Source organism: Glutamicibacter sp. St.4D3 (assembly GCF_059728615.1).
Genome location: NZ_AP039380.1, coordinates 1,494,166 through 1,507,340, shown reverse-complemented (window position 1 = coordinate 1,507,340; position 13,175 = coordinate 1,494,166). Strand labels below are relative to the sequence as shown.

Below are 13,175 nucleotides of genomic sequence, written 5' to 3'. Positions count from 1 at the left end.
GCGACCACCTCCAGCCGGGCTGGATCCCCTTCCCAAGGCGGGGCGCGCCCGGTAGTTTGGGAGCACCGGACCCGGCTGCCACATTCAGCCGCAGGAAACGTTCACGTGCGGAAGGCTCAGGATGCGTACCCTCATCGTCACCACCCTCATCTCCCTCGACGGCGTCATGCAGGCCCCCGGCGGGGAGAGCGGCTACCGGCATTCGGGCTGGACCTTCAACCTGGTGCAACCCGATGAGGCCGCCTACGAGCTGAAGGCCATCGAACAGTCCGACGCCACCGCCATGCTGCTGGGGCGGAGGACCTACCAGGAGTTCAGCAGGGTCTGGCCGGACATGGACGAGGAGTTCGCCGACTACAACGACCAGCCCAAGTACGTGGTCTCCACGACGCTGGAGGAACGCGACCTGGTGGAGAACTGGGGCCAGACCACCATCCTGCGCTCCATGGCCGATGTGGCCCGGCTGCGGGCCGGGGACGGCGGGCCCATCATCGTGCACGGCAGCGGCACCCTGGTGCACTGCCTGCAGGAACACCGCCTGGTGGACCGCTACCACCTACTGGTCTTCCCGGTCCTGCTCGGTGAGGGCTTGCGGTTGTTCAGCGACAAGCCACTGGAGGCCCAGCGGCTGCAGCTGGTGGAGTCCGAGGCCTACTCCAACGGCATCCAAAAGAACGTCTTCGACGTGATCCGCTGACCCAAACTCAGGCGGTCGGCGAAGCCAAACTCCCGCCAGCGAATGGCGACTTCACGAAAATGCCAAACGGCACGAGGTAGACCCGATACGGGTCTCTCTCGTGCCGTCTCCGGCTTCGCCCCGAACGGGCACTGCCGATACGCAGTGACAACTCACTCGGAGACTTAATGACTAGCGGTCTACTCCGTTAGTGAAAGCAGGGGTCGTCGTTAGACGACCTGGTTGAGCCAGCGCACCGGAGCACCGTCGCCGGCGTGGCGGAAGGGTTCGAGCTCTTCGTCCCACGCCTCACCGAGGGCAATGGACATTTCCTGGTAGAAGACCGAGGGGTTGCCGTCGCCCTTTTCGTAGGCCCAGCGGATGCGGTCTTCGCTGACCATGATGTTGCCCGCGGTATCAACGGTGGCGTGGAAAATTCCCAGTTCCGGGGTGAAGGACCAGCGGCTGCCGTCGCAGCCTTGGCTGGGTTCCTCGGTGATTTCAAAGCGCAGGTGCTGCCAGCCGCGCATGGCCGATGCCAAGATGGCACCGGTGCCCTGCGGGGCGGTCCACTGAATTTCGGCGCGACGAAGTCCGGGTGCGGCTTCCTGCTCGGTCCAGTCCAAGCGGACTGGCTGCTCGAGCACCGACCCGATAGCCCACTCCAGATGCGGACATAGCGCGGCAGGGGCCGAGTGAATGAACACTACTCCCCTGGTCATTGACGCAGACATGCCATCCTCCGTTACCTGTTGATCGTCTTCCCCTACGTCAACCGCAACAGATTCAGCATTTCTTAATGTGCTAGTTCTATCTTGCCTGAAAACCTGGTGTTTTCGCCAGCCAAAGCCTACTTCCGGGTAAACACTCGGTGAATCGTCAGGCCCGGGGGTGTGCCTGCTGGTAGCTCTGGCGCAGTCGATCCACCGAGACATGCGTGTACAGCTGGGTGGTGGCCAGCGAGGAGTGACCCAAGAATTCCTGAACGGCGCGAAGGTCGGCCCCACCGTCGAGCAGGTGCGTGGCTACCGTGTGCCGCAGGGCGTGCGGGCCACTGGCCGAGGTATCTCCCAGCCTGTCCAGGGCGTCGGAAATTACCTTGCGCGCCTGGCGCACGTTCAGCCGGCCGCCACGGGCACCGACCAGCAGCGCGCTGCCGGCGTCCGTGGAGCTGAGTACCGGCCGCGCCTGCCGCAGCCAGAACTCCAGTGCCCGCTGGGCCGGAATCCCGAAGGGCACCATCCGCTCCTTGTTGCCCTTACCCAGAACCCGCAAGGCACGCCGCTCAAAGTCCACATCACCCACGTCGAGCGACACGAGTTCGCTGATGCGCAGCCCGCTGGCGTAGAGCAGCTCGCCAATGACCTGGTTGCGTACGGCCAGGGCCGCATCCTTTTCGCTGGGCGCGGCGCCGTCCTCGCCCGCTGGATTATCCACTGAGGTCCGAGGCGGCTTCGACGGTGCCGTTCGGGGTTCCTTGATGTCGGTCAGCAGCCGTTCAACTTGTCCAGTTTGCAGGACGTGCGGCAGGCGGCGTTCCTTCTTGGGTGCCTGGAGCCTGAGCGCGGGGTCCTCGGCGATGTGGTCTTGCCGGTCGGCCCAGACGAAGAAGTTCTTGACCGCCGAGATCCTGCGGGCCATGGTGGTGCGGCCCAGGCCCTCTTCCTGCATCCGCACGAGCCAGCCACGCAGCTCTTCGATCGTCACCTGGCCCAAACCGGTGACCTGTTGGCTGGTGAGGAAGACAAAGAGTGAGCGAAGGTCCGTTTCGTAGGCACGCACGGTGTTCTCGCTGCGCCCGCGCTGGTACAGCAGATAGCCCAGGTAGTCCTCCAGGTGTTGCTGGATTACCGGGTCAATCTGCGGCGCTGCGGTGGCCGATGGCTCGACTTCGTGTTCTTCACTCATCAGATTCAATGTACCGCGCGCCGGGGACACTTTCCGGGACGGTTCCCCCTACCTCTCTTGCCGCATCAGTCTCGACGACCCATCTGGCCGCCGGCAGAATCGGACGGGCGCATCGAACGTCACGCTGCGCTACGATGCGAGACATCATGGATCCGGGTCAGCGGGCAACGGGTCGCGGGGTTCTCATTCCGTGTGGGGATTAGGAGGAGCAGTGGCGTTTCACAATAGTGGCTTTGAGGCCCCGGACGAACTGGTGACCGAGAGTTTCGTACTGCGACCTATTCGAGCCACCGATGCGCAGCTGGACTATGAGGCCGTCATGGAGCGCAAGGACTTTTTGCGGGACTGGGAGCAGACCGGCTGGCCGGAGGATGGGTTCACGGTCGAGGACAACCATCAGGATCTTGCGCGGCTGGAAGAACGTCACTCCGAGAAGAGGGCCTACACGTACACGGTGATGACCCGCGACCAGAAGCTCTGCCTGGGCTGCGTCTACGTCATGCCGACGGATGCGTCCATGTTCTCGACCGCGAAGATCACTGCACTGGGTGAGAATGAGTGGAAGGACTTTGAAGCCACCGTCTACTTCTGGACTCGCGGTCCCAAGGACGGAAGCGACCTCAACCGGCAACTTCTGGAATGCCTCCGACACTGGTTCACCAGTGATTGGGGCTTCACCGCGGTTTTGGTGGTAACCGGTGAACTACTCATCGAGCAGATCCAAGTGCTGGAAGCATCAGGCCTGCCCCCGCTGTTTCGGATCGAGGAACGGGACAAACCGGACCCGTACCTCGCCTACGGAAGGCCCCCGCTGCGAACGGCGGCAACTATAAACTCTTAATGCGTCTCGAAGGAGTTTTGTTTGGGTATGCTCGTGGGGCTTCGGTAAGTGGCAAATAGTCTCTGTCACGACGGCCTAATCAAAACCACCGTAACCAACGAGAAGGTCAATCAGCGGGCATGTCGGCTAACGTTCAGCACCCCCCGTCGCACAGTAGATGCGTACACACTTGCTGGCAACACATCATCGCTGAACCAAGTTCGTTATTCTTTCGCTTTAGTGAACTCCGTCCACTGAGACCCGTCCCACCAACGAAGCGTGGCCGAATCAGACTCCGGGTCATTGTAAAATCCTGCCGGTGGCAATGAACTTGAAATCGGTCGAGCGCCTTTCTCAAACGTGTTCGTATCAGACTGGGCCTCAACAACTTCGGCGCGGTCGGTTTCCTCTCCCTGCTTCGCCTTCGATCGCGCAATCATCGCATCAATCTCTGAAAGATAATTCTTCGTTTCCTCGGGCGTGGACAATCCCGAAGGTTTCGTTTTGACGATTGCTTGACGCGCTCGTCGTTCATCGGCAACCTTTTTCTGTTCTTCCCGCAGTACCCTCGTCTTTTCACGCTCTGATTCGTGCAGAGACCGTTGGTGACCACATGTACCGCAGGTCCCAGTTACAGCCATCCCTAATTCGGAGCCACCAGCAGTGGCAACGGCAACTGTTCCGCGCACAACATTACGAAACCCTTTGACCACCTTTGGTGCGTTACATTTAACGCAGTCCCGACATCCGATTAGCACGCGTCTCGCCATTTACTTCTTCCACTTCTCTACAAAACCTCCAGCAATTCTATCGAAAAGAGGTCTAGTGCGTGGGATTCGCTCCGGGCCACATTCGTTCTGCCGAGTGTGGGACTATTGAGCAATCGCAATCCGGATTACTAGGCTTCATACGTCTAGCACTATTACGGTCCCACGCGTTTCCACCCGAATCCTTCCTGTCGGGCCTGCCCACGCCCCTCCAGGACGTTCAGCGCCCGGAGGGTGTCGATCACCGGTAGCCCGCTGAGGGCACCGAGTTCATCAACCAGCTTGGCCCCGCGGCGCGGCAACACGTCCAGGATGAGATTCTGCGGCCCGTTCAGCCCGTCGGTGGCTCGGGCCGGTTCTTCATTCGCCGGTCCTGTCCCGGCTGTTACGGATAAGGCGGGCAGCAGTTCCAGGGCGTCTTCGACATTGGTGACCAGCCCGGCTTCGCCGGCGCGAATCAGCCGGTGCGTGCCAACGGAGTTGGGTGAGAACACGCTGCCGGGCAGTGCGGCAACCTCCCGGCCAAGATCCACCGCCTGACGTGCTGTGTTCAGGGCCCCGGAGCGGAAGCGGGCTTCGGTGACCACCACCAATTGCGCGAATCCTGCGATCAGGCGGTTGCGATTCAGGAACCTAAAACGAGTGGGTGCCGTACCCGGCGGTACCTCGGAAAGCAGCAAGCCGCGGTCGATGATGGTGCGCAGCAGATTGTGGTTGCCGCTGGGATAGAGGCGATCCAGTCCCCCGGCCAGGATGGCGATGGTGGGCGGGGTTTCCGCCAACGCTTCCTCAACCTGCAGCGCCGCGCGGTGGGCGCAGGCGTCAATCCCATAGGCTCCGCCGCTGATGATGGTGGCCCCGGCCTGCCGCAGCCCGGTGGCCAGCTGGCTGGTGGCCTGGTTCCCGTAATCGCTGCTGTCCCGGGAGCCCACGATGGAGACGCTGGCTTCCAGGTGTTGGGTCATCAGCAGCTCCGGGTTCCTTGCACGCCACCACAGGCAGATCGGCGCCCCGAAACCCAGGTCGTTGAGTTGGGCCGGCCAGCCGGGGTCGCCGGGAAGGATTAGTCCCCCATCGTTGTGGCGCATCAGTTCCAGCTGGGCGTCGGCCTCTGGCAGGTAGGGCAGGCGCTTGCGCCAGCGTCGTAGCGCCGAGGCGAAGCTGAAGCTGTGGTCACTATGGGTGCTGATGCCCAGGGCCTGGTGGACCCGGGATTCCAGATCCTTCGGGTACCAGTCCTGCCGACGGATCAGTTGCAGCGCTTCACCGGCGTCGAGCAGGCTCAGCAACGCCCCGGCAATGTGGTCGTTGGCTTCGATGAGAAAGCTGAGGTCGGTGTAGCGGCGTTCGGCGGCCGCATCGTGCTGGGCGTACATGGTTAGCCTCAACTTTCTATTTTCTGTCGCAGGTGGACGGCAAGTTCAAGGGCATCGACCGTGGGAGTCGTCCCACCTTCGACGTCGTTAATGCTCCAGGCGACGCGCAGCACACGGTCCATTCCCCGGGCCGAGAGTTGGGCGCGGGTGGCCAGCTGCTCCAGACGCCCGCGCACCTGCCGGTGGTAGGGCAGTTCGTGGCGCAGGACCTCGGAGGGGATGGCGGCGTTCGTGCGGATGTTCCACGGCGCCAGGCGTTGGGCACAGCGTTCCCGTCCGGCGAGCACGCGTTGCCGGACCTGGGCGCTGGATTCGTTGCGTTGTTTGCCCAGCAGGGTCGCGGCCGGGACCGGGTTCAGCTGCAGCTGCAGGTCGATGCGGTCCAGGATGGGACCGGAGAGTCGGCTGAAGTAGCGGCGGCGCTGCATGGGGGTGCAGGTGCATGCCAGTCCCGTCCCGTAATTGCGGCCGCAGGGGCAGGGGTTGGCGGCCAGCAGCAGCTGGAACCGGGCCGGCAGCTGGGCATGAAGTTTGGCCCGGGCGATGTTCACATATCCGTCCTCCAGCGGTTGGCGCAGCGCGTCCAGCACGCCGGAGGGGAATTCGGGAGCCTCATCCAGGAACAGGACACCGCGGTGGGCGCGGGTCACGGCACCCACGTGGATGTTCCTGGTGCCGCCGCCGAGCAGGGAGACGGTGGATGCGGTGTGGTGCGGGGCAATAAACGGTGGCGTGTGCTGCAGGGACGTGAACTCGTTGCCGGCGTGTTCGGTGATGGAGCGGATCGCGGTGACTTCCAGCGCCGCCGCATCATCCAGCGGCGGGAGGATGCCGGGCAGGCAGCGGGCCAGCAGGGTCTTGCCGACGCCGGCCGGCCCGGTCATCAGCAGGTGGTGCCCGCCCACGGCCGCCAGCTCCAGGGCCAGGCGGGCCTCCTGCTGGCCATTGACTTCGGCCAGGTCCGGGACGGTGGGCGCGGCCGGTACGGTAACCGCCTGGCTTGGCTGGTGCCGGGCGCGGACCGATAGGTACTCGGCCGGGGCGCCGAAGCGTTCAAGCACCTGGCCCAGGTGCTCGGCGCAGTCCACGGTGGCCCCGGGGACCAGCCGCGCCTCGGCCGCGTTCTGTTGTGCCACCCAGAAGTGCGTGGCGCCGGCGGCCATGGCCAGGCGCACCGCGGGCAGGATGCCCGGGATGGGTCGCAGGGTTCCATCCAGTCCGAGTTCGGCCAGGTATACGGTGTGCGGGCAGGCGCTGATCTGCCGGTCGGCGCTCAGCGCGGCCAGCACGATGGCCAGGTCGAAGCCGGAGCCCTGCTTGTGCATGGTTGCCGGGGACAGGTTCACGGTCAGTTTCCGGTTGGCCAGTGCGATGCCGGTGTTGCGGGCCGCGGCCTTGATCCGTTCGCGGGCCTCACGCAGCGCCGCGTCGGGCAGCCCCAGGATCACGAAGCCCGGGATGCCGTTGCCCAGATCCGCCTCGACCTCCACCATGGCGCCGCCCAGCCCGGCCAGGGCCACGCAGCGCGTGCGTGCCAGCGTCATAACGCCACCCGCTGGTGGTGCTCGATCCGCCAGCCTCCGGGCTCGGGGTAAATGCAGATCACATCCACCCTTAGTTCGGGTAACCATATTCGCTTTTCCCTCGACCATTCGAGCAATAGACGTTGGATTCGCTCGTACTTTTGCCGGGAAATTGCGTCAAAAGCGCTGCCGAATTTGTCGCTGGTTCGAGTTTTGACTTCGATGGCCATTATGTGTCCACCGCTTCGGGTCACCAGGTCCAATTCACCCCGCTGGCAGCGCCAATTCCGCGCCATGACCTCGTGGCCCCGGCTGGCCAAAAAGGCCGCCGCAATGCTCTCCCCGCGCACCCCCAGCCGCTGGTTGTGGTTGTCCATGTCTGCCCCCTGCCGGTGAAGTGCGAATCCATGTGACCAGTATGTGCGCGGGCACCTTCCCCGGACGGTGGAGGCGACCGGTTGTGGATAGTGATCCATAACATTTCCATAACAACCTCTTTTGCCGCGTCATTCTGCGGAAAACCGTGCTTACACTTGGACATATTTCGAGGGGAATGGTGCCGGTCAAAGTGTGCTTTTTCGTTTGATCTTGTTACGCTCGGTTATTGGCGGCGACGCGTCCGACACGACCGCCAGCAAGGAAACCAAGGGCCATACGCGGTCCAGAAGTTACTGATTTGGGCCGCGTCAGTCAGGATGAACACTCGCATTTTTCAGTTCCGCCGGGCACGTTGTCGGGCGCCAAAATCCTGCGGCCCGCTACCAGCCCGTGACGCCCGATGGGCGCCAGGCGGGCAGTGGAGAACATGACCACCAATATCGCCGTGAAGGTCGAGAACCTGTACAAGGTCTTCGGCCGTAAACCGAAAGAAGCGGTCAAAAAGCTTAAAGCTGGCTCGACGAGGGACCAATTGCCCTCCCACACGACCGCAGCTGTCATCGATGCCTCCTTCGAAGTCAAGGAAGGCGAAATCTTTGTTGTCATGGGCCTTTCGGGCTCCGGCAAATCGACCCTGATCCGCACCCTGAACGGCTTGTGGGATGCCACCGACGGCACCGTGAGCCTGGGCGGGGACAAGATCACCGGGATTTCGGCCAAGCACCTGCGTGAGGTGCGCCGCAAGCGGGTCTCGATGGTCTTCCAGCACTTCGCGCTGCTGCCGCACCGCACCGTGCTGGAAAACGTGGCCTACCCGCTGGAACAGCAGGGCGTGGGCAAGAGCGAACGCCTGGCCTCGGCCGCGAAGATGCTGAAGATGGTGGGCCTGGATGGCTGGGGCGAGAAGATGCCCTCGGAGCTCTCCGGCGGCATGCAGCAGCGTGTGGGCATCGCCCGCGCACTGGCGGCCGACACCGACCTGCTGCTGATGGATGAGGCCTTCTCGGCCCTGGACCCGTTGATCCGCCGCGAAATGCAGGAACAGCTGGTCGAGCTGCAGGCCACCTTGAACAAGACCATCGTGTTCATCACCCACGACCTGAACGAGGCGATGTTCCTCGGGGACCGGATCGCGGTGATGCGCGACGGGCAGATCGTGCAGGTGGGTACCCCGGAGGAGATCCTCACCGACCCGGCCAACGACTACGTGGCCCAGTTCGTGCAGGACGTGGACCGCGCCCGGGTGCTGACCGCCTCCTCGGTGATGGAGCCGACCCGCGCGGTGATCCAGGCCAACGCCGGACCGCGTTCGGCGCTGCGCACCATGCGCGACCAGTTCCTCTCCGCCGCGATCGTCACCGGCCGGGACCGGAAGGTGCTGGGGATGATCACCGACCGCGATGCGCTCAAGCTGGTGCGCGCCGGGGAAAGCTCGATCGAGGCCAAGATCCAGAAGCTGGAGACCGTGGACCGGGACACCCCGCTGGTGGACCTGTTCGTCCCCTCGGTCGAATCCCGGCTGCCGGTGGCGGTCACCGACGCCGAGCACCGGCTGCTCGGGGTGATCCCGCGGGTGACCCTGCTGGCCGCCCTGGCCCAGACCAACCCGCCCACCGAGGAGATGACGATCCTGGACAAGCCGCTGCCCAGCGATGTGGTTGAACAAGCGCTGATGAGCAGCCCGGAGGTGAACTAGTGGAATTCCGTATCCCCATCGGAGACGTGGCCGAGGACGGCGTTGACTGGATCGTGAAGAACCTGGACGGACTGTTCCGGGTGCTGCGCGCGATCTTCGTGGAAATGTATGACGCGGTGGAAGTGGTGCTCTCCACTCCCCCGTTCTGGGTCATCACCATCATCGTGGCGCTGATCGCGCTGCTGGCCCGCGGCTGGCAGTTCATGCTCGGCTCGGTGATCGGGCTGCTGCTGATCGTGGCCATGGACCAGTGGTCCAACGCCATGGTCACCCTGGCCCTGGTGCTGGTGGCCACGTTCTGGGCGCTGGTGATCGCGCTGCCGCTGGGCATCTGGGCGGCCAAGTCCCACGCGTTCTCCAACGTGATCCGCCCGGTGCTGGACTTCCTGCAAACCATGCCGGCGTTCGTGTACCTGATCCCGGCGCTGATGCTCTTCCGCGTCGGGGTGGCCCCGGGCATCGTGGCCACCATCATCTTCGCCCTGGCCCCGGGCGTGCGCTTCACCGAACTGGGCATCCGCTCGGTGGACAAGGAAGTGGTGGAGGCCGGGCAGGCCTTCGGCTCCTCCCCCGGGCGCATCATGCGCCAGATCGAGCTGCCCTTGGCGCTGCCAACCATCATGGCCGGGGTCAACCAGGTCATCATGCTGGCCCTGTCCATGGTCGTGATCGCCGGCATGGTCGGCGCCGGCGGCCTGGGTGGCGACGTGATCGCCTCGCTCTCCCGCCTGGATACGGCCCTGGGCGTTGAGGCCGGGCTGGCCGTGGTGATCCTGGCGATGATCCTGGACCGGCTGACCAACGCGTTCGGCAAGCGCTCGGGCCTGTTCGCCCTGCTGATGAAGAAGCGCAAGGCGGCCAAGACCGCCAGGCAGCAGGAGCTGGCCGCCTAAGGGCACCACGCACTGCAGCTTTGAACCTGTACTGAAGAACTGACCGGCGGGATCCGGCCACACACCGATCCCGCCGCGGGCACCGGCAACGGTGCCGGTGGCGGCGCGGAAAGACCGTAGCGCCACGGAAAGGGATAACACTCATGATGAAGAATCGTCTGCTGAAGTTCGGCGCCCTGACCGCCGCGGCCGCCCTGTCACTGACCGCCTGCGGCAGCGACGGCGGGAACCAGGCCGAGGGCAATGACAAGGAACTGACCATCGCCGTGTTCAACGGCTGGGATGAGGGCATCGCCACCAGTGAGCTGTGGAAGGCGGTGCTGGAGGAGAAGGGCTACGATGTGAAGCTGGAGTACTCGGACGTCGCGCCGCTGTTCACCGGCCTGTCCCAGGGCGACTACGACCTGACCACCGACGTGTGGCTGCCGGTGACCCACAAGGACTACATCGACAAGTTCGGCGACCAGATCGAGGATTTGGGCGCCTGGAACGAGGAGTCGAAGCTGACCGTGGCGGTCAACAAGGACTCGGACATTAATTCCCTGGAGGAGCTGGCCGACAATGCCGACAAGTTCGGCAACAAGATCGTGGGCATCGAATCCGGCGCCGGGCTGACCAAGACCATGGAATCCTCGGTGATCCCGGAGTACGGCCTGGAGGGCATGGACTTCACCACCAGCTCCACCTCCGCGATGCTGGCCGAGCTGAAGACCGCGACCGATGCGAAGGAGGACGTGGTCGTCACCCTCTGGGAGCCGCACTGGGCCTACGCCTCCTTCCCGATCAAGAACCTGGAAGACCCCAAGGGTGCGCTGGGCGGCACCGAGTCGCTGCACACCTACGCGCGTGACGGCTTCTCCGAGGACCACGCCGAGGTCGCCAAGTGGATGGGCGACTTCAAGATGGACCTGGACAAGCTCTACGACCTGGAGAACCTGTTGTTCGTGGAGAACGACACCGATGACTACCAGCCGCTGGTCAAGCAGTGGATGGAAGACAACAAGGACTACGTTGAGGGCATGACCTCCTAGTAGCCCCCTGCCAAGTTCTTTTTGTGGTCCAGTTCGCCTGGACCCCCGGCCGCCGCCGGGTCCCGCCTACCGCGGGCTCACCCGGCGGCGGCCTTTTTCATATCACCCCCTTGGAAAGGATGTTTTTGCCCATGCAGAAAACCACACTGAAGCTCTCGGCCATCGCCGCTGCCTCCGCCCTGGCCCTGACCGGGTGCAGTGCCGCCGGAGCGGATGATGCGGACAAGAAAATCAAGCTGGCCGTCTTCAACGGCTGGGATGAGGCGCTGGCGACCAGCCTGTTGTGGGAGGCGGTGCTGGAGGAGAAGGGCTACGACGTCGAACTGGAGTACGCGGACCTGGCCCCCGCGCTGACCGGACTGTCCCAGGGCGACTACGACTTCACCACCGACGTGTGGATGCCCATCACCCACGCCTCGTTCATCGAGCAGTACGAGGATGACCTGAAAAAGGTGGGGGTCTGGAACGATGAGGGCAACGCCGCCCTGACCCTGGCGGTGAACGAGGACGCGCCCATTGATTCGATTGACGAGCTGGCCGAAAAGGCCGACTTGTTCGGCAACAAGATCGTGAGCATCGAACCGGGCTCGGGCATCGTGAACTCCATGGAGAACGAGGTGATCCCCGCCTACGGGCTGCAGGACATGGAGTTTGCCACCAGCTCGACCGCGGCCATGCTCGCCGAGGTGAAGGCGGCCACCACCGCGAAGGAGAACGTGCTGGTGACCCTCTGGCAGCCGCACTGGGCCTACAGCCAGTTCCCGCTCAAGAACCTGGAGGACCCCAAGGGCGTGCTGAATACCGATGAGGAATTGAGCATCTACAGTCGTACCGGGTTTGCCGATGACTTCCCCGAGGTCAACCAGTGGCTGCAGGACTTTGAGATGAGCCTGGACCAGCTCTACGACCTGGAGAACCTGTTGTTCGTGGAGAACGACACCGATGACTACCAGCCGCTGGTCAAGCAGTGGATGGAAGACAACAAGGACTACGTTGAGGGCATGACCTCCTAGTAGCCCCCGGATCGGCAGATCCAGCGCGGCCGTTGCCGGTCGCAGCTTAAAGCACGCCACGGTCGTTGCCAGGCCCCCGCACGGGGTTCATGGCAGCGACCGTGGTGTTTGACCGAAGCGGAAACCGGCTAGAACTTCGCGGGCTTCGGCTTCGCGTCGGTGGCGCCGTTGACCAGGGTGGCACCGTGCAGGCCGGTGTCCTGCTCGGTCTTGCTGAAGTGCACCCCGTATTCCAGTTCCATGGGCTTCGCGTACCGCTTGCCGTCCTTGGTCAGCTTCCATTCGAAGCTGGCCACCACGTTGACGGTGGCGCCGTTGATCTCTGCGGTGTTCCCGTCCTCCAGCACTTCGCCCTTGTCGTAGGAGTGGGCGGACTTGATCTTCACCGTGGGGTTCAGCATGCGGCTGGATCCGGCGTCCTGGTAGGGCTCGTAGCCGGCGAAGTTGTTCGCCTTCGCATCGCTCCACACTAGGAACGGGTTCTGCTTGATGGGCTGTGCGAACACGGTGGCCAGCGTCTGCTTGGCCCCCTCCCCCTGGGCTAGCTGGCTGAACTGCGCGCTCATCTGCTCGACCTGGCGGTCAATGTCCGCCTTGCTGCCGCCCAGGGCCGGGCCGGAGAGGATCTGGGAGTAGACAAAGTCCACGGCCTGCACCTGCAGCTGCGCCATCTCCCTTTCGCTCCAGGACTCGCCCACGGCCGCCCACTTCGGCGCCTCGTAGCTGGCCAGCGACGAGTCCGGGTCCGCGCCGAGGATGATGTATTTGCCCTGCGCGTTCGTCCCCGGCTGCTTGTACACCAGCCCCTCGCCCAGGTGGTCGGGGTTCGCCTCGCGGACCCGCTCAATGGCCTCATTCTTCTGGCTTGCGGAGGCGGTGATGGGTTCGGGTGTCTGGGTGTCGGCATTGGTTGCCGCGCAGCCGGAGAGCAGCAGGCCTCCGGCCATGGCCAATGCTGCGCCGCGGCGCAGTGGGCTGTTCTTCAATTGGTTCCCGTCCCCAGTTCGCTGGCGGACGGACCCGGTCCGAAGTCCCGAGTCCGTCCGCACAAGTTTAATAAGGTTGAATTCTATCGCATGCGAGGGGTTACGCCG

The 13,175-nt window shown here is 63.9% G+C and carries 13 protein-coding genes; 6 read left to right on the top strand and 7 right to left on the bottom strand.

The window, feature by feature from the left end:
- The first annotated feature begins 121 nt into the window (after positions 1–121).
- A complete protein-coding gene (locus AC6I21_RS06850) occupies positions 122–697 on the top strand; it encodes a dihydrofolate reductase family protein (protein ID WP_138926151.1) in 576 nt (191 codons plus the stop codon).
- A gap of 209 nt (positions 698–906) precedes the next feature.
- Here AC6I21_RS06850 and AC6I21_RS06845 read toward each other — a convergent pair whose 3' ends face one another.
- Positions 907–1,410 carry a DUF3145 domain-containing protein gene (locus tag AC6I21_RS06845; RefSeq protein WP_054821238.1) on the bottom strand — a complete coding sequence of 168 codons (504 nt, stop codon included), beginning with the start codon at positions 1,408–1,410 and terminating at the stop codon, positions 907–909.
- A 145-nt stretch (positions 1,411–1,555) separates the two neighbouring features.
- Positions 1,556–2,584 (bottom strand): tyrosine recombinase XerC, encoded by a 1,029-nt coding sequence (locus AC6I21_RS06840; protein WP_497763310.1) that lies wholly within the window; start codon positions 2,582–2,584, stop codon positions 1,556–1,558.
- 211 nt (positions 2,585–2,795) lie between these two features.
- On the opposite strand from AC6I21_RS06840, the gene AC6I21_RS06835 reads away from it, so the two are divergent.
- Positions 2,796–3,425, top strand: a complete 630-nt coding sequence (locus AC6I21_RS06835) for a GNAT family N-acetyltransferase (RefSeq protein WP_497763309.1) — start codon at positions 2,796–2,798, stop codon at positions 3,423–3,425.
- A 203-nt stretch (positions 3,426–3,628) separates the two neighbouring features.
- On the opposite strand, the gene AC6I21_RS06830 is transcribed toward AC6I21_RS06835, so the two are convergent.
- The 4 genes from AC6I21_RS06830 to AC6I21_RS06815 form a co-directional block, all read right to left on the bottom strand.
- On the bottom strand, positions 3,629–4,093 hold the full coding sequence (locus AC6I21_RS06830; RefSeq protein WP_497763308.1) for a DUF2510 domain-containing protein: 465 nt from the start codon (positions 4,091–4,093) through the stop codon (positions 3,629–3,631).
- A 233-nt stretch (positions 4,094–4,326) separates the two neighbouring features.
- Positions 4,327–5,547: a DNA-processing protein DprA gene (dprA, locus tag AC6I21_RS06825; protein WP_497763307.1), complete on the bottom strand. Its 1,221-nt coding sequence runs from the start codon at positions 5,545–5,547 to the stop codon at positions 4,327–4,329.
- A gap of 8 nt (positions 5,548–5,555) precedes the next feature.
- A complete protein-coding gene (locus AC6I21_RS06820) occupies positions 5,556–7,091 on the bottom strand; it encodes a YifB family Mg chelatase-like AAA ATPase (protein WP_497763306.1) in 1,536 nt (511 codons plus the stop codon).
- Positions 7,088–7,447: a YraN family protein gene (locus AC6I21_RS06815; RefSeq protein WP_497763305.1), complete on the bottom strand. Its 360-nt coding sequence runs from the start codon at positions 7,445–7,447 to the stop codon at positions 7,088–7,090. Before AC6I21_RS06815 ends, AC6I21_RS06820 begins: the two co-directional genes overlap by 4 nt.
- 428 nt (positions 7,448–7,875) lie before the next feature.
- Between AC6I21_RS06815 and AC6I21_RS06810 the strand changes: the two genes are divergently transcribed.
- The 4 genes from AC6I21_RS06810 to AC6I21_RS06795 all read left to right on the top strand — a co-directional run bounded on the left by AC6I21_RS06810 (position 7,876) and on the right by AC6I21_RS06795 (position 12,081).
- Positions 7,876–9,144, top strand: coding sequence for a quaternary amine ABC transporter ATP-binding protein (locus tag AC6I21_RS06810; RefSeq protein ID WP_054821561.1), 1,269 nt, complete (start codon positions 7,876–7,878; stop codon positions 9,142–9,144).
- Entirely contained in the window at positions 9,144–10,037 is an 894-nt protein-coding gene (locus tag AC6I21_RS06805) for an ABC transporter permease (RefSeq protein WP_360027515.1), read from the top strand. Before AC6I21_RS06810 ends, AC6I21_RS06805 begins: the two co-directional genes overlap by 1 nt.
- 143 nt (positions 10,038–10,180) lie before the next feature.
- Entirely contained in the window at positions 10,181–11,068 is an 888-nt protein-coding gene (locus tag AC6I21_RS06800; protein ID WP_349291720.1) for a glycine betaine ABC transporter substrate-binding protein, read from the top strand.
- A 131-nt stretch (positions 11,069–11,199) separates the two neighbouring features.
- Entirely contained in the window at positions 11,200–12,081 is an 882-nt protein-coding gene (locus AC6I21_RS06795; protein WP_497763304.1) for a glycine betaine ABC transporter substrate-binding protein, read from the top strand.
- A 128-nt stretch (positions 12,082–12,209) separates the two neighbouring features.
- Here AC6I21_RS06795 and AC6I21_RS06790 read toward each other — a convergent pair whose 3' ends face one another.
- Positions 12,210–13,067 (bottom strand): hypothetical protein, encoded by an 858-nt coding sequence (locus tag AC6I21_RS06790; RefSeq protein ID WP_497763303.1) that lies wholly within the window; start codon positions 13,065–13,067, stop codon positions 12,210–12,212.
- Positions 13,068–13,175: the final 108 nt, after the last annotated feature.